This is a genomic window from Streptomyces cellostaticus (assembly GCF_023630175.1).
Classification (GTDB): Bacteria; Actinomycetota; Actinomycetes; order Streptomycetales; family Streptomycetaceae; genus Streptomyces; species Streptomyces cellostaticus_A.
In genome coordinates this window covers 97518-121511 of sequence record NZ_JALLIN010000007.1, presented here as the reverse complement: position 1 = coordinate 121511, position 23994 = coordinate 97518, and the positions used below count along the sequence as shown (strand labels likewise).

The 23994-nt window shown below is 73.9% G+C and carries 21 protein-coding genes and 1 pseudogene; 16 read left to right on the top strand and 6 right to left on the bottom strand.

The window, feature by feature from the left end; all coding sequences use genetic code 11:
- Positions 1–72 precede the first annotated feature (72 nt).
- The 15 genes and pseudogenes from MXD57_RS06665 (at position 73) to MXD57_RS06595 (ending at position 17329) form a co-directional block, all read left to right on the top strand.
- The gene (locus MXD57_RS06665) at positions 73–1689 is read left to right on the top strand and encodes a sigma-70 family RNA polymerase sigma factor (RefSeq protein WP_250400362.1); all 1617 of its coding nucleotides are present in this window, start codon (positions 73–75) and stop codon (positions 1687–1689) included.
- 461 nt (positions 1690–2150) lie between these two features.
- Positions 2151–3389, top strand: coding sequence for a hypothetical protein (locus MXD57_RS06660; RefSeq protein WP_250400361.1), 1239 nt, complete (start codon positions 2151–2153; stop codon positions 3387–3389).
- 162 nt (positions 3390–3551) lie between these two features.
- Positions 3552–6275: a LuxR C-terminal-related transcriptional regulator gene (locus MXD57_RS06655; protein WP_250400360.1), complete on the top strand. Its 2724-nt coding sequence runs from the start codon at positions 3552–3554 to the stop codon at positions 6273–6275.
- Between the two features lie 28 nt (positions 6276–6303).
- Complete coding sequence (locus tag MXD57_RS06650; RefSeq protein ID WP_250400359.1) at positions 6304–7932, top strand: MFS transporter; 1629 nt, start codon at positions 6304–6306, stop codon at positions 7930–7932.
- 18 nt (positions 7933–7950) lie between these two features.
- Complete coding sequence (locus MXD57_RS06645) at positions 7951–8469, top strand: hypothetical protein (protein WP_250400358.1); 519 nt, start codon at positions 7951–7953, stop codon at positions 8467–8469.
- 124 nt (positions 8470–8593) lie between these two features.
- Positions 8594–8791 carry a hypothetical protein gene (locus tag MXD57_RS06640; RefSeq protein WP_250400357.1) on the top strand — a complete coding sequence of 66 codons (198 nt, stop codon included), beginning with the start codon at positions 8594–8596 and terminating at the stop codon, positions 8789–8791.
- Between the two features lie 465 nt (positions 8792–9256).
- Positions 9257–9910 carry an HdeD family acid-resistance protein gene (locus MXD57_RS06635; protein ID WP_250400356.1) on the top strand — a complete coding sequence of 218 codons (654 nt, stop codon included), beginning with the start codon at positions 9257–9259 and terminating at the stop codon, positions 9908–9910.
- Between the two features lie 220 nt (positions 9911–10130).
- Positions 10131–10637: an SHOCT domain-containing protein gene (locus tag MXD57_RS06630; protein ID WP_250400355.1), complete on the top strand. Its 507-nt coding sequence runs from the start codon at positions 10131–10133 to the stop codon at positions 10635–10637.
- 36 nt (positions 10638–10673) lie between these two features.
- On the top strand, positions 10674–11102 hold the full coding sequence (locus MXD57_RS06625) for a DUF7144 family membrane protein (RefSeq protein WP_250400354.1): 429 nt from the start codon (positions 10674–10676) through the stop codon (positions 11100–11102).
- Between the two features lie 223 nt (positions 11103–11325).
- Positions 11326–11742 (top strand): annotated as a pseudogene (locus tag MXD57_RS06620) (glycoside hydrolase family 15 protein); the annotation flags it as partial.
- A 225-nt stretch (positions 11743–11967) separates the two neighbouring features.
- On the top strand, positions 11968–12843 hold the full coding sequence (locus MXD57_RS06615) for a methylenetetrahydrofolate reductase (RefSeq protein ID WP_250400353.1): 876 nt from the start codon (positions 11968–11970) through the stop codon (positions 12841–12843).
- 97 nt (positions 12844–12940) lie between these two features.
- Entirely contained in the window at positions 12941–14422 is a 1482-nt protein-coding gene (locus tag MXD57_RS06610) for an AlkA N-terminal domain-containing protein (RefSeq protein ID WP_284505169.1), read from the top strand.
- Positions 14423–14433: 11 nt separating this feature from the next.
- Entirely contained in the window at positions 14434–14916 is a 483-nt protein-coding gene (locus MXD57_RS06605; RefSeq protein WP_250400352.1) for a methylated-DNA--[protein]-cysteine S-methyltransferase, read from the top strand.
- Between the two features lie 419 nt (positions 14917–15335).
- Positions 15336–16991, top strand: coding sequence for a sigma-70 family RNA polymerase sigma factor (locus MXD57_RS06600; RefSeq protein ID WP_250400351.1), 1656 nt, complete (start codon positions 15336–15338; stop codon positions 16989–16991).
- 137 nt (positions 16992–17128) lie between these two features.
- Positions 17129–17329, top strand: a complete 201-nt coding sequence (locus MXD57_RS06595) for a type II toxin-antitoxin system VapB family antitoxin (RefSeq protein WP_250400350.1) — start codon at positions 17129–17131, stop codon at positions 17327–17329.
- A 4-nt stretch (positions 17330–17333) separates the two neighbouring features.
- On the opposite strand, the gene MXD57_RS06590 is transcribed toward MXD57_RS06595, so the two are convergent.
- Together MXD57_RS06590 and MXD57_RS06585 are read right to left on the bottom strand one after the other, a co-directional pair.
- Positions 17334–17828 (bottom strand): NUDIX domain-containing protein, encoded by a 495-nt coding sequence (locus MXD57_RS06590; RefSeq protein ID WP_250400349.1) that lies wholly within the window; start codon positions 17826–17828, stop codon positions 17334–17336.
- Between the two features lie 191 nt (positions 17829–18019).
- A complete protein-coding gene (locus tag MXD57_RS06585; RefSeq protein WP_250400348.1) occupies positions 18020–19093 on the bottom strand; it encodes an ADP-ribosylglycohydrolase family protein in 1074 nt (357 codons plus the stop codon).
- A 166-nt stretch (positions 19094–19259) separates the two neighbouring features.
- On the opposite strand from MXD57_RS06585, the gene MXD57_RS06580 reads away from it, so the two are divergent.
- Positions 19260–20396, top strand: a complete 1137-nt coding sequence (locus MXD57_RS06580) for a glycerate kinase (RefSeq protein ID WP_250400347.1) — start codon at positions 19260–19262, stop codon at positions 20394–20396.
- 193 nt (positions 20397–20589) lie between these two features.
- Here the strand turns inward: MXD57_RS06580 and pssA are convergent, their stop codons facing one another.
- The 4 genes from pssA to MXD57_RS06560 all read right to left on the bottom strand — a co-directional run bounded on the left by pssA (position 20590) and on the right by MXD57_RS06560 (position 23990).
- Entirely contained in the window at positions 20590–21408 is an 819-nt protein-coding gene (gene pssA / locus MXD57_RS06575) for a CDP-diacylglycerol--serine O-phosphatidyltransferase (protein ID WP_250400422.1), read from the bottom strand.
- A gap of 22 nt (positions 21409–21430) precedes the next feature.
- Complete coding sequence (locus tag MXD57_RS06570) at positions 21431–22087, bottom strand: phosphatidylserine decarboxylase (RefSeq protein ID WP_250400346.1); 657 nt, start codon at positions 22085–22087, stop codon at positions 21431–21433.
- Between the two features lie 170 nt (positions 22088–22257).
- A complete protein-coding gene (locus MXD57_RS06565) occupies positions 22258–23463 on the bottom strand; it encodes an acyl-CoA dehydrogenase family protein (protein ID WP_250400345.1) in 1206 nt (401 codons plus the stop codon).
- A 2-nt stretch (positions 23464–23465) separates the two neighbouring features.
- A complete protein-coding gene (locus tag MXD57_RS06560; RefSeq protein ID WP_250400344.1) occupies positions 23466–23990 on the bottom strand; it encodes a MaoC family dehydratase in 525 nt (174 codons plus the stop codon).
- Between the last annotated feature and the right edge of the window lie 4 nt (positions 23991–23994).

The window sequence follows — 23994 nt, the reverse complement described above, 5'->3', positions numbered from 1 at the left end:
TTTTTCTGTTGTCGGCGGCGCGCCGGCGGGTCTCCCGACGACAGGACGTACCGAACGACGGGCAGGGCAGGGATGCACACGGACAGCGAGCACACCCGGGAACTGGTGAGCGCGGCACGCGCGGGTGACGGCCGGGCGCGCGAGGTGCTCGTCGCCGACTACCTCCCGCTCGTCTACAACATCGTGGGGCGGGCCCTGGACGGGCACGCCGACGTCGACGACGTGGTCCAGGACACGATGTTCCGGGCGCTGGACGGGCTGGGCGGACTGCGGGAGCCGTCGCGGTTCCGGTCGTGGCTGGTCGCGATCGCGATGAATCAGATACGGCGGCGCTGGACCGACCGGCGGCAGGCGGCCGACGCCTCGCTGGAGCGGCTGGCGGAGCATCCGGACCCCGCGGGTGACTTCGTGGACCTGACCATCCTGCGGCTGGGGTTGTCGGGGCAGCGCCGTGAGGTGGCCGAGGCCACCCGGTGGCTCGACGAGGACGACCGGGCGCTGCTGTCCCTGTGGTGGCAGGAGGCCTCGGGACGGCTGACGCGCGCGGAGCTGGCGGAGGCGCTGGGGGTCTCCGACCGCCACGCGGCGGTGCGGGTGCAGCGGATGAAGGCGCAGTTGGAGACGGGGCGTCTGGTGGTCCGGGCGCTGGCGGCTCGGCCGGTGTGCCCTGGTCTGGCCGACCTGACGGCGGAGTGGGACGGCGTTCCGTCGTCGGTGTGGCGCAAGCGGGTCGCCCGCCACGCCCGGGGGTGCGGTGCGTGTGAGGGCCACCGCGGCGGACTGGTCCCGGCGGAGGGGCTGCTGGCCGGTCTGGCGCTGGTCGTGCCGGTGGCCGGGTTCGCGTCGCTGCCGGGGGCGGCGGACACGGCCGCCGCCGCTGCCATGGCGGCCGCCGGAGGCCCGGCGAGCGGCGGGCCCGAGGCGGGATGGGCTCCGGCGGGCGGGCCCCAGGACGTGGTGCAGACCGCGGGCGGGCCCGGCGGCGCGGGGTCCGGCGGTGGCGTGCTTCCCGACGGAGGCACGGCGGGCGGATCCCTCGGCGGTGCCGGCCCGGTACGGGACGGGGTGCGGTGGAAGGCGCCCGCGGCCGCGGCCGCGGGCGGGGCGGTGGCCGGCGCGCTGGCGATGGCGCTGCTGGGGCCCGGGACGGCTCCGCCCGAGCCGGGTCCCCAGAAGGCACCGGCCGTGGCGCGGTCGGCCCCGCCGGCCCCCTCCCGTGCGCCGTCCCCGCCGCCGTCGCCGTCCGCCGTGCCGTCGACACACAGCGCGAGCCCGACGCGCTCCCCCTCCCACGCAGCCGCACGGCCGAGCCTGGCGCGCCAAGTGGCCGACCTCGTCAACGCCCACCGGGCCGAGGCCGGGTGCGCCCCGGTGCGCCTGGACGACCGGCTGACGGCCGCGGCACGCGCGCACGCGCGCGACATGGTGGACCGGGGCTACTTCGGGCACGAGAGCCCGGAGGGGCGGCACGCGGACGCCCGGATCGCGGCAGCGGGGTACGACGCGGGGGCGTGGGCGGAGAACCTGCACCAGGGCCCCCGGGACGCGGCCACGGTGGTGGAGGAATGGATGGACGGCTCGATCCACGAGGAGAACATGCTCGGCTGCCAGTACCGGGACATGGGGCTGGCGGCCGTGCCGGGGCCGCAGGGCACCGTGTGGGTACAGACCCTGGCCGGTCCCGCCTGACGGGGCGCCGGTGCGGGAGAAGTCCGCCCGGCATCGCCCGTACGGCCCCGCGCACGGCGCGAAGGACCCCTGCCGCTCGCCCGTCCGGTCTACCCAGCGCGCGTCGAGCCCGGGGGACTGACGCAATGGGGATGTTCAGGCCCCTACCACGCCGGAGGCCCCACGTGCCCGCCTCACCCGACCCGCACGCACCCGGCCCCGACCCCGAGCACCCCGGTCCTGCCTCGCCCGCGTCGGGTTCCGGTGGCGGGCACCGGCGACAGGACCCGCCCGTGGCGGGATCCGACCCCGAGCACCCGGACCAGGCTCCACCTCCAGCCGGTTCCGGCCCGCGCGACCCCGGCCCCCCCGCGCACGGGAACGGCCCCGCCGACCGGCCGCCGCCGGGCGGGCCACCCGGACCGGGGCCCGGCACCGGCGGCGGGGGCGGCGGGGCACGGCGGGGCGGCGGTGCGGGGCATGTGGCGCGCGCGGTCGCCTCGGCCGTGCTGATCGTGCTGACCTGCGTCCTCGTCCCCGTCGCGCTGCTCGCGACCTGGGTGCACGACATCGTGCTCGACACCGACCGCTACGTGGCCACGGTCGATCCGCTGGCCACCGACCCCGCGATCCAGGACGCCGCCGTCCAGCGGATCACCGAGGCCGTCGGCGCCCACGTGGACGGTCAGCGGGCCGCCGCGGACCTCGCCTCCTGGCTGCGGTCCCAGGGCCTGCCGCCGCTCGCCGCCGACGCGGTCAGGGCGCTGGGACCGCAGCTCGACTCCCTCGCCAACCAGGCCATCGAGAAGACCGCCACCCGCGTCGTCGACAGCGACGCGTTCGCCACGGTGTGGAACACGGCCAACCGCGCCGCCCACACCGCCGTGGTGCACGCCCTGACCGGCCAGGGGCGCGGCGCGGTCGGCGTCAGCGACGGCACGGTCACCCTGGACGTGGGCACGGCCGTCGACCGGGTCAAACAGGAGCTGGTGAACGCCGGCCTGAAGCCGGCCGCCCACATTCCGCCGGTGAACAAGCAGCTGGTGCTGTTCCAGTCCGAGGAACTCGCCAAGGCCCGCAAGGCCGCCCACCTCCTGGACGTCGTCGGCAACTGGTTCCCGGTGCTCGTCGTCGTCCTCGGCGCCGCCGGGGTGTTCCTGGCCCACGGCCGCCGAAGAGCGCTCGCGCGCACCGCGCTGGGTGCCGCCTTCGCCTGCCTGGTGGTGGCCGTCGCCCTGGTCGTGGCCCGCCACTACTACCTCGACCACCTGCCGCCGCAGGTGCAGTCGAAGGCCGCCGCCGCGGCCGTCTTCGACACCCTGCTGCGCTTCCTGCGGGTCAGCCTGCGCACGGCCGTCGTCCTCGGCGTCGTCATCGCGCTCGGCGCCTACTTCGTCGGGCCCGGCCGGCTGCCCGTGGCCGTCCGCGGCGCGTCCGACCGCACGGCGGACTCGGCCGCGCGCTGGGCGGCCGCCCACCACGTCGGCACCGGACGCGTCGGCCCCTGGACACTGGCCCACCGCCGGATCGTCACCCTCGCCGTGCTGCTGATCATCGCGCTGGTCTTCGCGCTCTGGAACCACCCGACCGTGCTCACGGTCCTGCTGCTGGTCCTCGTGCTGCTCGGCGCCCTGGCGGTGCTCGCGCTTCTCGCGGCGTCCGGCCGCACCCGGCTCCCCGCCGCGCGCGAGACGACGCGCCCGCCCGCGGACGGCACCTGACCGGGACCCGGCCCCCGGCCGCGGTCCGCCGGACGCGGCGGCGCCCCGGAGGCCATGGCCCGCCCGGTCCGTCCCGGTGCGAACTGCGCGGGGACGGGAACACTGCGATCCTGATCGTGGAGAGCAAGCGTCCACCGGCCCTCGGACGGGGGTGATGACCCCGTGGCTGCGAGACACGAGAACACACGGGGACCAGCCGTCGGGTACGTCGACCCGCTGGGAGAGCCGTTTCTGCAGACCCGCTTCGCCCTGCCCGCCAGGCCGGCCACGTTCCTGCGCCGGCGGCGGCTGACCGAACACCTCGACCAGGCCCTCGACACCCCGCTGACGATGGTCAACGGCTCGGCCGGCGCGGGCAAGACCCTGCTGGTGGCGGACTGGGCCGCCCGGCTCGGACAGCCGGTCGCCTGGTTCACCAACGAGGCGGAGGACCAGGGCTGCGGGATGTTCTGGGCCTACGTCCTGCAGGCCCTGCGCGCCGCGGGCGTACCCCTGCCCGCCGAGATCGGCTGCCCCGGGGACGCCGGCCGGGTCGACCGCACCCTGCTGGCCCGCCTCGCCGACGAGCTGAGCGGACGGGTGCGCCCCGCCGTCCTCGTGCTCGACGAGTTCGACCGGGTGACCGCCCCGCGGATCGCGGAGCAACTGGAGTTCGTGCTGCACCACGCCGGGCCGGGTCTGCGCCTGATCCTCGTCACCCGCACCGAGCCGCTGCTGCCGCTGCACCGCTACCGGGCCGCTGCCGCCATGACCGAGATCCGGGACGCCGAGCTGGCCTTCACCGCCGACGAGGCGGCCGCCCTGCTGGAGCGGCACGGCCTGCGGCTGTCCACCGAGGCCACCCGGGCCCTGGTGGAGCGCACCCGCGGCTGGGCCGCCGGGCTGCGCCTGTGCGCCATGGCCGCCCAGCAGCACCCCGACCCCGAGACGTACCTGGCGGACTTCGAGGCCGGCCGGAGCACGATCGCCGACTTCCTGCTCGCCGAGGTGCTGAAACGGCAGCCGGCCCGGACCCAGGACCTGCTGCTGGGCGTCAGCGTCATGGAGCGGTTCTGCCCCGAACTGGCGGAGGCGCTGACCGGCACCGGCGGCGTCGAGCCGGAGCTGGCCGGGCTGCACACCCAGAACGCGTTCGTGGAGGACCTCGGGCACTCCTGGTACCGGCTGCACCCGCTCTTCGGCGAGATCCTGCGGACCCACCTGCGGGTCCGCTCGCCCGGCCGCGAACCGGAACTCCACCGGCGTGCCGCGCGCTGGCTGCGGGCCTCCGGGTCCCTGCCGGAGGCCCTGGCACACGGCGCCGCCGCGGGCGACTGGGAGTTCACCACCCGCGCCCTCGTCGACGACCTGGCGATCGGCCAGCTCTTCACGGGCCTGCGCGCTGACGACCTGACCGAGTTGTTCGCCCGGATGGGACCCGAGGTCCCGGGCGCGGCGGCGGAACTGGTGCGCGCCGCGCGGGACCTGTCGGGCCGCGACGTGGAGCGCGGCCTGAGCCATCTGCGCCGGGCCGGGGACAGCCTGCGCGCGGTGGACGGCCCGCGCCCCGGAGGCGGCCACCTGGCCGGGGAGGTCCCGCCCGCGCCGGCGTCCGACGCGGCGGCCCGGCTGAGCTGCGTCCTGCTGGAGGCACTGGCGGCCCGGCTGACCGGATCGCCCGGCCGGGCCGAGCGGGCGGTGGCGCAGGCCGCCCGACTGCGTGGCGAGGTCCCCGCCGAGCTCCTGGAGAAGCACCCCGAACTCACCGCCCTGCTGCTCACCCACCTGGGATCCGCCCGGCTGTGGGCCGGACGCTTCGACGACGCCCGCGACGCCCTGACCGAGGCGGCCGGCTGTCCCGGCGGCGCGCCGACGGCGCTGCCCCGGGAGGACTCCCTCGGCCACCTGGCCCTGATCGACTATCTGAACGGCTGGCTCTGCAGGGCGGAGCGCCAGGCCATGGCCGCGTTGAACGAGACGGAGCGGTTCGGGCTGGGTCGCCCCTCCGGCCCCGGGCTGGGACAACTGGTACTGGCCGCCGTGGCCGTCGAACGCGACGACCTCACGCGGGCGCGTGGCCTGCTGGACGAGTCGGCGGGCTCCGGTGCGGCCCCGCTCGACCCGGTGACCGCGGCCGGCCGGTCCCTGGCGACGGCACGCCTGCTGCTGGCCCGGGGCGAGCCGCGGGCCGCGGCGGCCGCGGCCGACCGCGACATACCGGCCCTGACGGCCTCCCCCTGGGCGGAGGTGCACACCGCGCTGGTCACCGCCGCGGCCCATCTGGCCGAGGGCAGGCCGGACTCCGCCGCGAAGGTGCTGGACGAGGTGCCGTACGACGGCGAGCCCGCGTACGCGGCGGAGCTGGCCCGGGCCCAGCTCGCCGCCGGCAACCGCGACGCGGCGACCGCCCTCCTCGACCGGGTGGGCGACTGGGACCGTACCGGTCCCGCGGTCACCGTCCGGGCCGCGCTGGTGCGCGCGCACGCGGCTCAGGAGGACGGGGACGAGGCCACCGCCCGGAAACTGCTCGCCCGTGCCCTGCTGGAGGCCCGGGGCGAACGTCTGCGGCGCCCCTTCACCGAGGCCGGAGCGCGGATCCGGCAGCTCCTGGACACCCCGCCCCTGCAGGCCCTGGCCACCGGCTGGCTCACCCCCGGCGGCCCCGCCTCCCGGGCCCGTCCGGGCGCTGCCCCGGAGCCCGCGCCCCTCGTGGTCGAGGAACTGAGCGGACGCGAGCGCGAGGTGCTGTGCCGGCTCGCTCAGATGATGTCCACGGAGGAGATCGCCGCCGACCTGTACGTGTCGGTCAACACCGTGAAGACCCACCTCAAGAGCGTCTACCGGAAGCTGGGCGTGAACCGGCGCGGCGACGCGGTGCGGCGGGCCCGCGAACGCGGACTGATCTGACCCGGCGGAAATCGGTGAGGTGGAGAGCGTGAGACATTGGCGAGCGCTGATGGTGCTGGGTACGGCGCAGTTCCTCATGGTGCTGGACACGTCCGTCATGAACGTCTCCATCAGCCGGCTGGTCGAGGACTTCGACACCGAGGTCACCGCCATCCAGGCCGTCATCACCCTGTACGCGCTGGTCATGGCGGCATTCATGATCATCGGAGGCAGGCTCGGCGACATCCACGGCCGCCGTCGCCTCTTCCTCCTCGGTCTGGTCGTGTACGGCACCGGGTCGGCCCTGACCGCCCTGGCGCCCGCCCTGTGGGTCCTCGCCCTGGGCTGGTCCGTCATCGAGGGGCTGGGCGCCGCCATGGTGCTGCCGGCCATGGCGGCCCTGGTCGCCGAGTCCTACCGGGGCAAGGACCGGGCGGTCGCCTACGGGGTGATCGGCGGGCTGGCGGGTGCGGGGATCGCGGTCGGTCCGCTGCTCGGCGGCTGGGTGACCACGTATCTGACCTGGCGGCTGGTCTTCGCGGGCGAGGTCGTGGTCGTCATCGCCGTCCTGTGCTTCCACCGGGTGATCACGGAGTCCGGCCGGACCGGGCCGGCGCCCGGGCTGGACGTGGTCGGCGCGGTGCTCTCGGCGGCCGGCCTGGCGCTCGGCGTGCTGGGGGTGCTGCAGAGCAGCACCTGGGGCTGGGTGCAGCCGCGCAACCCGCCCTTCACCGTCCTCGGCTTCTCGCCGACCCTGTTCGTCGTCGGCGCCGGGGTGGCCGTGCTGTCCGTCTTCGTACGCTGGGACCGGGCCCGGGAGGCCGGGGGCGCCGATCCGCTGGTGCACCTGTCGCTGTTCCGGGTGCCGCCGCTGCGGTCCGGGCTGCTGACCCTGCTGAGCCAGAACCTGATCCTGCTGGGACTGTTCTTCACCATTCCGCTGTATCTGCAGGTGGTGCAGGGGTTCGACGCCTTCCGGACGGGGCTGCGGCTGCTGCCGGTGTCCATCACGATGCTCGTCACCTCGCTGACCGCCGCCCCGCTCGGCCGGACCCTGGGGCCGCGCCGGGTCGTACGGCTCGCCCTGCTGACGCTGACCGTGGCCATCGTGTGGCTGCTGACCACCATCGACCCCGTCATCGACGACGCGCAGTTCGCCGCCGCCATGGCCGTGCTCGGCATCGGCATGGGCCTGCTCGCCTCGCAGCTCGGCAACGTCGTGCAGTCCAGCGTGGGCGAGGCGGAACGCAGCGAGGTCGGCGGCCTGCAGTTCACCGCGCAGAACCTCGGTTCGGCGCTGGGCACCGCGCTCATCGGTTCCATGCTGATCGGAGCGCTGGCCCACGCGTTCACCGCGGACGTGCAGAACGATCCGCTGCTGTCGGCGCAGACCAAGCAGCAGACCGGCGTGGCCCTCGAAGCCGGTGTCACCTTCGTGCCCACGGACCAGGTGCGCACCGCGGCCCAGCGAGCCGGATTCCCTCCGGCCGAGGTCGACACCATCACGGACTCGTACGCCTCGGCCCAGCTCGGCGGGCTGAAGGCGGCGATCCTCGCCACGGGCGCGATCACCCTCGCGAGCTTCCTGGTCACGCCCCACCTGCCGACCGCGCCGAAGCGCGGCGGCACGCGGCCGGAGCGCGGCGCTCCGGCCGGCGCCGACGGCCCGGCGCAGTGAGCGCGAAGGGATGTGCCGATGTCCTCGACCCGCCCGACCACCGCACGGACACGGCGCGCCGAGCGCCGCACCCACGCCGACTACACGAGCGCCGTCTACGGATCGATGCTCGCCGCGTCGGTGGCCATCGGGGCCGGTGGGCTGGGCAGTTTCCCCCGGGCCCAACTGGTGCTGCTGCTGGTGCTCACCGGTCTCGTCTTCTGGGTCGGGCACGTCCACGCCACGCTGTTCGGGGCGCGGCTCGCACAGCGGTCGCTGACCCGCACGTCCGTCCTGCGGGTCTGCCGCGAGGAGTGGCCGATCGTCGAGGCGGCCGTCCCGCCGGCCGTCGCCGTCGCCGTGAGCCCGTTGCTGGGGCTGGACGTGGCGGGTGCCGTGTGGCTCGCGGTCGCGGTGGCCGTGGCCGGCCAGGTGGGCTGGTCGGCGGTCGGCGCCCGGCGGGCCGGAGCGTCCTGGCGGCTGGTGTCCGTCACCGCGGCCGTCAACCTGCTGCTCGGCCTGGTGATCATCGCCTTCAAGATCGCGCTGACCCACTGACGCGACCACCCGGACGCGACGGCCGCCGGGTCCGTATCACCTGTGCCGGGTGAGGTCCGAGGCCCCGGGGGCGGAGCAGGATCGCTGGTGAGACCGCAGGCGGCCCGCGGCGGGAGAACGGCACATGCGCTACGAGATCCGCGTCGATGGACACATGTCGGAGACCCTGACCAAGGCCTTCCCCGAGCTGGACCATGTGATGATGTCCGGCCAGACCGTCCTGTTCGGCCGGATCATCGACCAGGCGCATCTGTACGGGCTGCTGGTCCGCTGCCAGTCACTGGGACTGCGCGTCGTGGAGATGCGGCAACTCCCGGAGTGAGGGCCGGCCGTCTCCCTGTGGGCCCGGCCCCGGCCGGCCCGGCCCCCCCGACGCGCCCGCCGGCACGGGACCGGCCGCCTGGATCCGCGGGGCGCGCGGCCCGCCGAGCCGGTATCCACGTCGCCGGATGGCGCGCCGGTACCGCGAACACGTCCGGCCCGGACCGGTGGCGCGGCGAAGCCGCCGCGGCCCGGGCGTGGTACGCGGGAGCGGGCGTCCCGGCCGCGCGCGGCGCGGCCGGCCGGGGGCCGGGAGGCGGTGACGGCACTCGCCGCCGTCATCACGGACCCCCTCCGCGTGCCTCGCCCCGAGCCACGCACCCCACCCGTTCCGGTCGCCGGGAGGGATCACCCGTGGTGGGTGATCCCTCCCGGCGACCGGAACGGAAGGCTTGCGGTCGAGGGGTTCGCGCGCCGCCCCGCCGGCGGTCCGGAGACGCCCCCGTCGCTCACGCGAGGAGGAGCCATGACCGAGTCGCGTGGTACGACACCGGGCGCCGGACCGCCGCATGCGTTCGGCGGGGCGGCCGCGGGGTCCGGACCGGGGGACGCCATGACGGTGCTCGCCCGGTCGTGGCTGTGGATCCTGGGTTCGGCGGTCGTGACGCTCGTGCCGGGGATCCTGATCCTCGTCTGGCCGGACGAGACCCTGCACGTGCTGGCCGTTCTCATCGGCCTCTACCTGCTGCTCATCGGCGCGCTCCGGTTCGTCACCGCCTTCTCCCGGGAGGGAGCCGGGGAACGGCTGCCCGGGCTGCTCGTCGCTCTGCTGTTCGTCCTGGCCGGGGTGCTCTGCCTGCGCAACCCGCTGCAGACCATCGCCGCGCTGTCACTGATCGTCGGGCTCGTGTGGCTGGCGTCCGGCATCGTCACGCTCTACACCGCGATCTCCGCCCGGGACCTCCCGCACCGCGGGGTGGTCCTCGGCGCCGCGCTGCTCGGCATCGTCGCCGGGATCGTGGTGCTGGTCCTGCCCACCGAGTCGGCGCGGGCGCTGACCCGGCTGCTCGGGCTGTGGCTCGTGCTGCTGGGACTGGTCGAAGCCGCGGTCGCCCTCGCCTGGCGGTCCGCGCTGCGCCGGACGGCCACCGCACCGGCCACCGCGCGGAACGCGCCGTGACGCACCTGACCGAGGACCCCGACGGCCCGCCTCGGGCCGCCGCGGCGCGCCCGCCGGCCGGTTCCGGCCCGCCGCCGCGGCCGCAGGCCGACGGCGCCCGCGCCCCGGCCACGATCACCCGCCTCGGGTGAGGCCGCCCGGCCCCGCCCCGCGCACGCTGAGATCGGCACACCCCGCCCCGGCCGGCTCGACAGGCCGGAGCCCCGGAATGAGGAGAGAAATGAGCGCGCAGACCTACCTCGCGTACGACTATCCACTGCTGAGCGCCTTCTGGACGATGCTGGTGTTCTTCCTGTGGATCATGTGGTTCGTCCTGCTGTTCCGCGTCATCGTCGACATCTTCCGCGACGACGGCATGAACGGCTGGGCCAAGGCCGGCTGGACGCTCTTCGTGATCGTGCTGCCCTTCCTGGGCGTCCTCATCTACCTGATCGCCCGCGGCAAGGGCATGGGGGAGCGGGAGACGGAGCAGGCCCGCGCACAGCAGGCCGCCTTCGACTCCTACGTCCGGGAGACCGCGAAGGGCGGCGCGGACCGCAGGAGCAGCGCCGACGAACTCGCCAAGCTGTCCGAGATGCGCTCGCGCGGCGACATCAGCGACGACGAGTTCCGCCGGGCGAAGGAACTGGTCCTCGGCGGCGGCACCGGCACGGGCACCGGCACCGGCACGGGCACCGGGACGGCCCAGCAGACCGCCCGCGGTGTACCGACCTCGTCCGGACGCTGAGCACCTTCCACCACGACGACGAATGGAGGCACTGGTATGACCGCACCGCGCACCAGCACGCACACCCGGACCGCCAAGCAGCAGTGGGCCGGCGGCCTGACGGCCTTCGCGGGCATCATGCTCATGATCGCCGGGCTGCTCAACCTGTTCCGCGGCATCATGGCGATCGCCCAGGACGACGTCTTCGTCACGACCCCCAACTACGTCTTCAAGTTCGACCTGACGAGCTGGGGCTGGATCCACCTGGTCCTCGGCGTGATCGCGGTGGCCGTCAGCTTCGGTCTGTTCGGGCCGTCCATGTGGGCACGGGTCGCCGGCGTGGCCATCGCCGGACTCGTCATCATCGCCAACTTCCTGTCCCTGCCGTACTACCCGGTGTGGTCGGTCGTGATGATCGCGCTGTCCGGCTTCATCATCTGGGCCCTGTGTGTCGTCAAGCGTGACGACGCCTCCGCGATGCCCTAGTGCCGCGTCGGCCGAGGTTCGCACGCGACAAGCGGCGTCCGGTGGACGCCGCCGGCCGCCGGCCGGAAGCCCTCGTACCGGATCACCGGACGTACCCGGGCTTCCGGCCGGCGCGCCGAGAGCGCCCGCCGGACGCCGCTACGGGGCGGTCCCCGGCTGACGCGGCACCGGCACCGATCCGCCCCCGACCCGCCGCCGGTGCGCGAGGAGGACGCATGGACCCCTCGAGGCCATGGACGAGGACCTGGTGAGCGACAGCCTCGTCTACCGGTACGACCCCGCCGCGTCCCCCGACGGACTGCGCGGCGCCGAGGGCACGTTCAACCTCTGCAGCTTCCTCTACGTCGAGGCGCTCGCCCGGACCGGCCGGCTGCTGCAGGCCCGGCACGCCTTCGACAAGATGCTCACCTACGCCAACCATGTCGGCCTGTTCGCCGAGGAGATCGGCCCTTCGGGCGAGCAACTCGGCAACTTCCCGCAGGCGTTCACCCATCTTTCGCTCGTCACCGCCGCCATCGCGCTCGACGAGGAACTGGGCCGGGCCGGCGCGGCGCCGAGCGGCGGCGGAACCCGGCACCCCGGCGTCCGCGGCTTCGAGGTGCCACCCGAAGCCGCGGACCAGGGCGCCGAGGAGGACTGACCGGGCAGTGCCGGCCCGGGTGAGGGCGGGGAGCGCGGCCGGGGAGCGGCGGACGGGGCCCCGGCCGGTGCGTCCGCGGCTCCACCGGCCGCCCGCACGAACGTGACGATCGCGGTCCCGGACCCCGTCACGCCCCCTGCGCCGCGCCGCCCGCACCGCGCGTGACATCATCGGCCCCGGTCAGGACCGACGCCGACGCGGCGCAGGAGCCGCACGAGGAGCACGATGAACCCCGGTCTCACCGCCCAGCCAGCGGTGGGCACCTCGCTGCTGGACGACTTCTCGCTGGAGATGACCGGCAAGGACGTGCCGAAGCTGGAGGAGGCACACCACGGCATCCCGCCGGGCACGCGGATCAACGTCACCTTCCTGGCGGGCGAGGACCTCGCCACCCGGCTCGCCGCGGCCCGCGCGGTCAAACGGCTCGGTTTCGTCCCGGTGCCGCACATCTCCGCCCGCCGCCTGCCCTCCCGGGCCCACCTGGAGGAGTTCCTGGCCGGCCTGGCAGCGGACGGCACCGCCGAGAACGTGTTCGTGGTCGGCGGCGACCCCGCCCGCCCCGAGGGCCCCTACCCGGACGCCCTCTCCGTCATCCGCACCGGGCTGCTCCAGCGGCACGGCGTACGCCACATCGGCATCAGCGGCTACCCGGAGGGCCACCCGGCGATCACCGACCGCACGCTGTGGTCTGCGCTCACCGACAAGTCGGCGGCCCTGCACGCGGAGCGGCTCACCGGCGACGTCATCACCCAGTTCGGGTTCGACGTCGACCCGGTGCTCGGCTGGCTGGAGGCCGTCCGCGCCCGGGGCGTCGCCCTGCCGGTCCGCATCGGCGTACCCGGCCCCGCCGGGGTGCGCCGGCTGATGACGTACGCCGCCCGCTTCGGCGTCGCCACCAGCGCCTCCGTGGCCCGCAAGTACGGCTTCTCGCTGACCAACCTCATGGGCACGGCCGGCCCCGACCGCTTCCTGCACGCCCTCGCCCGGCACCACGACCCGGCCCGGCACGGCAGGGTGAAGGTGCACTTCTACACCTTCGGCGGGCTGCGGGCCACGTCCGAGTGGATAGCCGGGTTCCGGCGCGGCGAGCGGACGGGCTGAGCGCGCGCCGGGCGATTCCGGCGACCGCCCGGCCGGCGCGACGTACGTGTCGGATTCCCGCCAGCGAGCGGCCCGAGCGGTGGCCGATCCTTGAGCCATGCAGACAGGGATGCACCTCGACCGGGAGCACTGCGTACGCGCCGTGCGGTCCAAGGACGCGCGGTTCGACGGGTGGTTCTTCACGGCCGTCCTGACCACCCGCATCTACTGCCGGCCGAGCTGCCCGGCCGTCCCGCCCAAGGCGGAGAACATGACGTTCCTGCCGAGCGCGGCGGCCTGCCAGCAGGCCGGGTACCGCGCCTGCAAGCGCTGCCGCCCCGACACCAGCCCCGGCTCCCCGGAGTGGAACCTGCGCGCCGACCTGGTCGCCCGGGCGATGCGGCTGATCGCCGACGGGGTCGTGGACCGCGAGGGCGTGCCCGGACTGGCCGCCCGGCTGGGCTACAGCCCACGCCAGGTGGAGCGCCAGCTCCTCGCCGAGCTGGGTGCCGGACCCCTCGCACTGGCCCGGGCGCAGCGTGCCCAGACCGCGCGGCTGCTCGTCGAGACGACCCCGATGCCCATGGCGGAGATCGCCTTCGCGGCCGGCTTCTCCTCCATCCGGGCCTTCAACGACACCGTCCGCGAGGTCTTCGCCCTCTCCCCGAGCGAGCTGCGCGCCCGGGTGCCGGGAAACCGCGCCGCGAGCACCCCGGGCACCCTCGCGCTGCGGCTGCCCTTCCGTGCCCCGCTCAACCCGGACAACCTCTTCGGCCACCTCGCCGCCACCGCCGTACCGGGCGTGGAGGAGTGGCGGGACGGCGCCTACCGGCGCACGCTGCGGCTGCCGTACGGACACGGCATCGTCGCCCTCACCCCGCGCCCCGACCACATCGCCTGCCGGCTCACCCTCAGCGACCCGCGCGACCTGACCGTGGCCATCAGCCGCTGCCGGCGCATGCTCGACCTGGACGCCGACCCCGTCGCCGTCGACGAGCGGCTGCGCGCCGATCCGCTGCTCGCGCCGCTCGTGGACCGGGCACCCGGCCGCCGGGTGCCACGCACCGTCGACGAGGCCGAGTTCGCCGTCCGCGCCGTGCTCGGGCAGCAGGTCTCCACGGCCGCCGCCCGCACCCACGCGGCCCGCCTGGTCACCGCGCACGGCAAGCCCCTGGACGACCCCGAGGGCGGCCTCACCCATCTCTTCCCCTCGCCCGAGGCGCTGGCCGCCGTGGACCCCGGGACCCTGGCCATGCCCCGCACCCGTCGCGCCACCCTCACCAACCTGGTACGCCAACTGGCCGACGGCACCCTCCACCTGGGCGTCGAGTCGGACTGGGCCGAGGTACGAGCCCGCCTGCTCGGCCTGCCCGGCTTCGGCCCGTGGACGGCCGACGTCGTCGCGATGCGGGCCCTCGGCGACCCGGACGCCTTCCTGCCCACCGACCTCGGAATCCGGCGCGCCGCCCGGGAACTGGGCCTGCCCGCCACCCCGGCCGCGCTCACCGCCCGCGCCGAGTCCTGGCGCCCCTGGCGCGCCTACGCGGTCCAGTACCTGTGGGCCACGGACGGCCACCCCATCAACTTCCTGCCCGCATGAGGAGCTTCACCGTGAGGAACCACACCGTCGTCGACAGCCCCTACGGCCCGCTCACCCTCGTCGCCGAGCACGGCGTCCTGTGCGGCCTCTACATGGTCGGACAGCGCCACCGCCCACCGCAGGAGGCCTTCGGCGCCCCCGACGACACGCCCTTCGCCGAGGCGGGGGAACAGCTCGCCGCCTACTTCGCGGGCGAGCTGAAGGAGTTCACCCTCGAACTCCGGCTGTCCGGGACCCCGTTCCAGCGCGACGTCTGGGACGGGCTGACCCGCATCCCCTACGGCGAGACCCGGTCCTACGGCGAACTCGCCACCGAACTGGGCAACCCCAAGGCGTCGCGCGCGGTCGGCCTCGCCAACGGCAGGAACCCGATCGGCATCATCGTGCCCTGTCACCGGGTGATCGGCGCCGCGGGCGACCTCACCGGCTACGGCGGCGGCCTCGACCGCAAGCGCCGGCTGCTCGACTTCGAACGGGGAACGGCGCTGTTCTAGGACGGCGATGAGGAACCGGCGGGCCTCGCTGAGGGCGGCCGATCGGCCGTGCGGTACTCGTACGCCACGAGCTTCCCGGCCTCCGCCCCCCCCGTACGACGCCGGTCTGCTCCGCCACACGCGGATCGGCCGCGTTGTCCGCTTCGCGCGCACGACTCTCGGGGACGAACCGCGCCCTTGGTGCACCGTTCGTGCCGGTAGCGCCCCTCCCGTCCCGCTGATGACGAGTCGTCGCCGACCGAACCCCGCTGCGGACGAAGAGCCGTGCCCTTCCTGTGACCTGTCCCATTGCGGGCGCGGCACCGGTCCGGCCAGTCTCGCCTCGAACGGATCTCCGAAGAACTGTTATCCGGAGCTCACCGGGCGGTCTCCCAGGTATCGGGCAGCACCGTTCGGCATCGAGGACAGGGAAGCGACATATGAGTGCGCAGCACACGATGGACACGGCGGCGTTGGTGACCGCCGCGCGAGCGGGTGACGCACAGGCCCAGGAGGCCTTGGTCAGTGCGTACCTCCCGCTGGTCTACAACATCGTGGGCCGTGCTCTGAACGGCTCGGTCGACGTCGACGACGTGGTGCAGGAGACGATGCTCCGCGCTCTGGACGCGCTGGACGGCCTGCGCACGCCCGAGAGCTTCCGCTCCTGGCTCGTGGCGATCGCGATCAACCAGGTCCGGTCGTACTGGGAGGGCCGGCAGGCCGCACCGGGCGCCGCCGAGGAGGCCCAGGACCTCGCCGATCCGGGCGCGGACTTCGTGGACCTGACGCTGGTTCAGCTCCAGTTGTCCGGTCAGCGCCGGGAGACCGCGCGCGCCACCCGCTGGCTGGAGCCCGACGACCGCGGACTGCTGTCCCTGTGGTGGCTGGAGTGCGTCGGCGAGCTGACCCGCGCCGAGGTCGCGACGGCCCTCGAACTGTCCCCGCAGCACACCGCCGTACGGGTGCAGCGCATGAAGGCGCAACTGGAAGCGGCGCGCGTGGTGGTGCGGGCACTCGACACCCAGCCGCCGTGCGAGGAACTGCGGGGCACCCTGGCCTCCTGGGACGGCCTGCCCTCGCCACTGTGGCGCAAGCGCATAGCTCGGCACGCCCGCGGCTGCGCGCACTGCTCCGGTCTGTGGAGCGGGCTGATGCCCGCGGAAGGGCTGCTGGCCGGGCTGGCCCTGGTCGGAGTGTCCTCCGTCCTGCTCAGGAGAATGGACCAGCACACGAGTGGGACGGCCACGGCCGCCTCCACGTCCCGGCTCGACACGTCCGTCGCCCCCGCCGACGTGGGCCCGACGGTCCGGCACCGCGCGTCGAGCGGCCGAACGGTGTCGCGGGGCGAGGCCCGCAGGCGCCGCAGGCTGCGGCGCCGGGCCGTCGGCGGCGCCGTCGTCGCGGCCTGCGTCGCGGGCGGCGGCCTCTGGCACTTCGGCACCGACTCCGGGACGGTCACCGACGCTTCGACCGCGTCCCGGCCGGCCGGTGATCCGGTCGTGGACCTCTCCGAGACCCCTGCCTCCGCCCCCTCGCCGTCGGCCTCGGTCGCGGCCTCTCCGACGCGGTCCCCGTCGGCCTCGGCCTCGGCGTCCAGGAAGCCGAGCGCGCAGAAGCCCCCCGCCCCGGCGAAGAAGACCACGGCCGCCGCCACCCGCACGGCCGTCCCCGCGCGGCCCGCGCCCAACACCGCGCAGGTGCAGGCCGCTCCCTCGGGCACCGTGGCGCAGGTGGTCGCGCTGGTGAACAAGGAGCGTGCGGCGGCCGGCTGCGGTCCGGTCACGGAGAACGCGCAACTGGAGAAGGCCGCACAGGCCCACTCCGACGACATGGCCGCCCGGAACTTCTTCGACCACACGAATCCGGACGGTGTGGGCCCCAGCCAGCGCATCAGCGCCGCCGGATACCGCTGGTCCGCCTCCGGGGAGAACATCGCCAAGGGGCAGCAGACATCCGGGTCCGTGATGAACTCCTGGATGAACAGCCCGGGCCACCGAGCCAACATCCTCAACTGCTCCTTCAAGGAGATCGGCGTGGGTGTCCACAACGGCTCCGGCGGACCATGGTGGACACAGGACTTCGGTACCAGGCTCTGACACGCGGGGCGTACGCGCGGGCGGCACCGGAACCGGGCACCCCGTGCCCGGACGCCCGCCCCGCTCGGCGGGGCGGGGGCGTAGCGGACATCTCCGGTACCGCCACGCCGGCGGTCGCCGGCTGTTAGCGTGCCGACATGGCCAAGGTGACCGTCTCGCTCGACGCCCAGCTCGTCGTCGAGGTCATGGTGCTCGCGGGGGTCGGCAACCCGCAGGACGCCGTGGAACTCGTGGTCCGCGACTACATCCAGCGCGGGCATCGCACCGAGGCGCGCGTCGCCGAGCGCGAGGAGGCGCTGCGCGACGTGGACGCCAGGCCCCGCGACCCGGACGGCTGAAGCCTCAGGCCACCCGGTGGCCGTTCTCCAGTTCCGCCGTGCCGGTGCCCGCCGACAGGACGTCCAGTGCCGCCAGCACCCGGCGGCCGAGGGCGCCGGGCAGGTGTCCGGCGAGGTCGTCGCGGGGTACCAGGCGCCAGGACAGCAGTTCCTCCTCCTGCAGCCGGATGGCGTCGAACTCGGCCGCGGTGAGGACTCCGCCGTCGTACAGGTAGGCCACCAGCGGGGGCCGTCCCGTGCCGTGCACCCAGTCCACCGCCAGGAGCCGGCCGGGCTCCCGGTCCAGGCCGATCTCCTCGAGCGTCTCGCGTCGGGCGCCGCGGCGCGGGGTCTCCCCGTCGTCGGACTCGACGGTCCCGCCCGGAAGGGCCCAGCCGTCACGATAGTTGGGTTCGACGAGCAGCACCCGTCCCTCGGCGTCCTGGAAGAGCACGGCGGCGCCGGCGAGGACCCGGGGCAGGCTCGCGATGTACGCGGCGAAGGTGTCGGTGCCGGTCATCCGGGAAGGGTATCCGGAGACCGGCCCCCAAGGGCCGTCCCGCAACCACCGGCGGGCGCACGAAGACGGCCACGGCACGTCGCCGCGTCGCCGGATCGCCCGCACACGCCCGGTACGAGGACGGCCCTCCGCCCTGCGACGCACCGCATCCGACGCCGTGCGCCGTCCCGCCGAGGATCGCGGGACGGCCCTCAGCCCCCGGCTGTCGCCAGGCGAACGGTGCGTTCGGCCAGCGCGCTGATCCGCACCCCGTCGAAGCCGAACACCGCGCTGCGCACCGTGTCCTGCAGCGGCTCGGTCCACTGGGCCGGGATCGCCGCCGCGCCGGTCATCACCCCGGCCACCGAACCGGCCGTCGCGCCGTTGGAATCGGTGTCCAGGCCGCCGCGGACGGTGAGGGCGACGGTCCGGCTGAAGTCGCCGTCGCCGTACAGCAGCCCGGCGGTCAGGACGGCCGCGTTGGGGACGGTGTGGATCCAGCCCAGCCCGGCGGTCTCCTCGGAGACCGTGCCCAGGGTCTGCTCCCAGGACAGGCCGGTCTCGTGCAGCGACGTCACCCGGCGCACCGTACGGGCCAGCCTGCTGCTCGCCGGGATCACGGCCAGCGCGCTCTCCAGTGCGTCCCGCACGTCGGGCGCGGTGAACGCCGCCGAGATCAGCGCGGCCGCCCACATCGCCCCGTAGACGCCGTTGCCGGTGTGCGACAGCACCGCGTCCCGGCGGGCCAGTGAGGCCGCGCGGCGCGGGTCGCCCGGGCAGGTCCAGCCGTGCACGTCGGCCCGGATCAGGGCGCCGATCCACTCCTGGTACGGGTTGTCGTACGTCGCCGTCAGCGGTGGCTTCAGACCGTTCGCCAGGTTGCGGTACGCGGCCCGTTCCGCGGTGAAGGTCTGCCGGTAGGGCAGCCCGAGCAGCCACAGGTCGCCGACCTGCTCGGTGCTGAAGCCGAAACCGTGGGTCTCCAGCAGGTGCAGCCCGAGGATCGCGTAGTCGACGTCGTCGTCCCGGCAGCTTCCGTGGACGCGGCCCCGCACGCAGCGGCGCCACTCGGGGCGCAGCGCGGCGGCGTCGGCCGGGTCGGCGGGCTCGGGCAGGTAGTCGGTGAGCGGCAGCGCGTCCGCCCGGCGCAGATAGCGGTCGATGCGCTCGCGCGTCCACACCTCGCCCTGCTCGACCGGTTTGCCGAGCATGTTGCCCGCGATCCGGCCGAGCCAGCCGCCGTGGACGCGGTCGGCGAGGTCCGGCCCGCTGTCGAGGTCACTCATGGCTGGTGCCTACCCGCTTTCCCCGGCCGCCTCCCAGCCGTTTCCCACGGTTCGGGCAGGGCATGGCGGCGCGGACGTCCCTGCGGTTAAGGTCGCAGCGGCGCGACTGGCCCCGACGTGCGCGGGGCCCGGAGAGCGAGGGGAATGCAAGGTGGCGGACGCTGCAGTGAACGGGACCCGTCGGGTGCTCATCGCCGCGGACAAGTTCAAGGGCTCGCTGACGGCCGTGGGGGTCGCCGAGCGGATCACGGCCGGGTTGCGCCGGGTCGTGCCCGGTCTCGAGGTCGAGGCGCTGCCCGTGGCCGACGGCGGCGACGGCACGGTGGACGCGGCGGTCGCGGCCGGCTTCGAACGCCGGGAGGTCCGGGTGGCCGGGCCGCTCGGGCAGGAGGTCACGGCCGCGTACGCGTTGCGCGGCGGCACCGCGGTGGTGGAGATGGCGGAGGCGAGCGGGCTGCAGCGGTTGCCGTCCGGGGTGTTCGCACCGCTGACCGCCTCGACCCACGGATCCGGGGAGCTGTTGCGGGCCGCGCTGGACGCGGGCGCGCGGACGATCGTGTTCGGAGTGGGCGGCAGCGCCACGACGGACGGCGGCGCCGGGATGCTGTCGGCGCTGGGCGCCCGGTTCCTGGACGCGGACGGTGAGCCGGTGCCGCCGGGCGGCGGCGGTCTCGCCGCGCTGGCGCGGGCCGACCTGTCCGGTCTCGACCCGCGACTGGACGCGGTGGAGCTGGTCCTCGCCAGCGATGTCGACAACCCGCTGACCGGCCCCAAGGGCGCGCCCGCCGTGTACGGGCCGCAGAAGGGCGCCACTCCCGACGACGTGGCGGCCCTGGACGCCGCGCTCGCCCACTTCGCCGAGGTGCTGGAGGCCGCGGTGGGCGGGCGTGCCGCCGACCACGCGGCGGCGCCCGGCGCGGGGGCGGCCGGCGGCATCGGCTACGGTGCCCTCCTGCTGGGAGCCCGGTTCCGACCCGGTATCGAGGTCATGCTGGACGTGCTGGGCTTCGCCCCGGCGCTGGAGCGCGCCTCGCTGGTGATCACCGGTGAGGGGTCGCTGGACGAGCAGACCCTGCACGGCAAGGCCCCGGCGGGGGTCGCCGCCGCGGCCCGCGCGGCCGGGAAGGAGGTCGTCGCGGTGTGCGGGCGCCTCGCCCTGTCCGAGGAGGCGCTGCGGCGGGCCGGGATCGGCCGGGCGTACCCGCTGACGTCCGTCGAGCCGGACGTCGAGAAGTGCATCGCGGACGCGGGGCCGATCCTGGAGCGGGTCGCGGAGCGGATCGCGCGGGACCTGCTCGGCTGAGACCGCGGCCACGGCGGCGGGGCCGGCCCCCTCGGGCGGTACGGGCCGCCGGAGAGGGCCGCCCGCCCGCAATTCGGCTCAGCCCGGCAGTACTCGATCGGCCGGCCGGACACCGGGCGGCCCCGGGCGCGAAAGACGGGTGTGGCCCGGATCCTCGGGATCCGGGCCACACCCGTCTTCGCGTCGAAGGACGCTAGGGAAGCTGGGCCGCCCGCGACTCGCGGCGGTTGTCGCGGAAGTTGTTCACCCGGCGGGCCGTGGCGAACAGCGGGATCACCGCGCCCATGACGAGCTGCAGCGCGCAGCCGGTCTGCAGGAGAAGCTGTCCGCTCGGCGCGTCGAACGCCCAGGCGGCCAGGAGGCCCATGGACAGCACGATCCAGGAGAGCATCGCCCCGGCGAGGCGGCCGCGCGGCTTCGGGTACTCGACGCGGCTCACCATGAGCCACGCGGTACCCAGGATCGCCAGCAGGGTGGCCACGAAGGGCAGCTCCAGCAGGACGATCGAGACGACCGTCAGCGCGCCGAACGGCGAGGGCATGCCCTGGAACGTGCCGTCCTTCACCGTCACGCAGCTGAACCGCGCCAGCCGCAGTACCACCGCGAGGAGCACCACGATCGCCCCGAGCGCCGCCACTCTCTGGTGCGCGTCGTCCGCGACCATGCCGTAGACGAGGACGAAGTACGCGGGTGCCAGGCCGAAGCTGATCAGGTCCGAGAGGTTGTCCAGCTCCGCGCCCATCGGGGAGGAGCGCAGCTTGCGCGCGACGAGGCCGTCGAACAGGTCGAAGACCGCCGCGCAGAGCATCAGGATGACCGCCGTGGCCGCGCTGTGGCGGGCCATGCCGGATTCCTGGCTGCCGGTGAGGTGCGGGATCAGGATGCCGGTGGTGGTGAAGTACACCGCCATGAACCCGCACGTGGCGTTGCCCAGCGTGAGGGTGTCCGCTATCGACAGGCGCAGAGAGAGGGGCATCTCCTCCTCGTCGTCCACGTCGTCGGCCTCGGGCACCCAGCCGGCCTGGGTCTCCGGATCAATCACGGTCAATGCGAGTCACCCCAGCCACGGTCTTCTGTCCGACCTCGACCGCGACCTCCACGCCCTCGGGCAGGTAGAGGTCGACACGCGAGCCGAAGCGGATCAGACCGATGCGGTCGCCCTGCTCGACCTTCGTGCCCTCGGGGATGTAGGGCACGATGCGGCGGGCCACCGCGCCGGCGATCTGGATCATCTCGATGTCGCCGAGTTCGGTGTCGAAATGCCAGACTACGCGCTCGTTGTTCTCGCTCTCCTTGTTGAACGCGGGAACGAAGCCGCCGGGGATGTGCTCGACCGACGTCACGGTGCCGGCGAGCGGCGCGCGGTTCACGTGCACGTTCAGCGGGCTCATGAAGATCGCGACGCGGGTGCGGCCGTCCTTCCAGGGCATGATGCTCTGCACCACACCGTCGGCGGGCGAGATGACCCGGCCGGGGGCGATCTCGCGCTCGGGGTCGCGGAAGAACCACAGCATGCCCGCCGCGAGCGCGGTGGCGGGCACGGCGACGGCCTTGGCGGCGCCCGAGCGGCGGGCGCGGGCCAGGCTGAGGGCTGCGGTGGCGACCGTCGGAAGGAGCCACGGCGATGCTCCGCGCGCGAGGCGTGCGCCTACCAGGCTGTCGCGGTGTGCAGAGGTTTGGCTGTGGGGCATGGATGACCTTCGTAGCGGATGATGCCGCGCTCTGACGGGGGACGGCGGCTTTCCCGGGATCGTACCGGTCGCAGGTCACAACTGGGCAAGCCAGGAAGCCGAGTCGGCGGCCGAGAGATATCGACGGGGTGTGATCTTCTTCTCGAAGAAAACACCCCGTTTCCGGACAATCAGCCCTGGAATCGATACTCTTCGAGCAGTCTGCGCCCGATGATCATTTTCTGGATCTCGGCGGTACCTTCACCGATCAGCAGCATCGGAGCCTCCCGGTAGAGGCGCTCGATCTCGTACTCCTTGGAGAAGCCGTAGCCGCCGTGGATGCGGAAGGCGTCCTCGACCACCTCCTTGCAGTACTCGGAGGCGAGGTACTTCGCCATCCCGGCCTCGAGGTCGTTTCGCTCCCCGGAGTCCTTTTTGCGTGCCGCGTTGACCATCATGGCATGCGCGGCCTCGACCTTGGTGGCCATTTCGGCCAGCTTGAACTGGATGGCCTGGTGCTGGGCGATGGCCTTGCCGAAGGTGTGGCGCTGCTGGGCGTACCGAACCCCCAGCTCGAAGGCGCGCTGCGCGACACCGCAGCCACGGGCCGCCACGTTGACGCGGCCGACCTCCACGCCGTCCATCATTTGGTAAAAACCTCGTCCGGTGACGCCGCCGAGCACCCGATCGGCCGGAACGCGCAGACCGTCCATGATCAACTCGGTGGTGTCGACGCCCTTGTAGCCCATCTTGTCGATCTTGCCCGGAATGGTCAGGCCGGGGCGGACCTCGCCGAAGCCGGGCTCCTTCTCGACCAGGAAGGTCGTCATCGACTTGTGCGGGGCCGTGCCCTCGGGGTGACCTTCGTCACTTCGGACGAGAACGGCGACGAGGGACGAGGTTCCGCCGTTCGTCAGCCACATCTTCTGGCCGTTCAGGACGTACTCGTCGCCGTCCTTGACCGCCTTCGACGTGATCGCCGACACGTCGGAGCCCAGGCCCGGCTCCGACATCGAGAAGGCGCCGCGGATGTCGCCGGCCGCCATGCGGGGCAGGAAGTGCTCCTTCTGCTCCTGTGTGCCGTGCTGCTTGAGCATGTACGCGACGATGAAGTGGGTGTTGATGATGCCGGACACCGACATCCAACCGCGGGCGATCTCCTCCACGCACAGCGCGTAGGTGAGGAGCGACTCGCCCAGACCCCCGTACTCCTCGGGGATCATCAGACCGAACAGGCCGAGTTCCTTCAGGCCGTCCACGATCGCTTGCGGGTACTCGTCGCGGTGCTCCAGCTCGGTCGCGACCGGGATGATCTCCTTGTCCACGAAGTCGCGGACGGTGGAGAGGATCTCCTGCTGGACGTCGTTCAGACCGGCGGTCTGGGCGAGGCGCGCCATGGCTACTTCTCCGTCTTTTCCGAAGGGGCGTTCAGCTCCGGGCGGCCGGGCTGCTCGCCGCCGCGCTCCTTGATGTACGTCTCGGTGGGCACCATGACCTTGCGGCGGAAGACGCACACCAGGGTGCCGTCCTGCTTGTAGCCCTTGGTCTCGACGTAGACGATGCCGCGGTCGTTCTTCGACTTCGACGGCCACTTGTCCAGCACGGTCGTCTGGCCGTAGATGGTGTCGCCGTGGAAGGTCGGCGCCACGTGCTTGAGCGACTCGATCTCCAGGTTGGCGATCGCCTTGCCGGAGATGTCCGGGACGGACATGCCGAGCAGCAGCGAGTAGACGTAGTTGCCCACCACGACGTTCTTGCCGAAGTCGGTCGTCTTCTCGGCGTAGTTGACGTCCATGTGGAGCGGGTGGTGGTTCATGGTGAGGAGACAGAACAGGTGGTCGTCGTACTCCGTGACCGTCTTGCCCGGCCAGTGCTTGTACGTCGCCCCGACCTCGAACTCCTCGTACGTGCGTCCGAACTGCATCGCG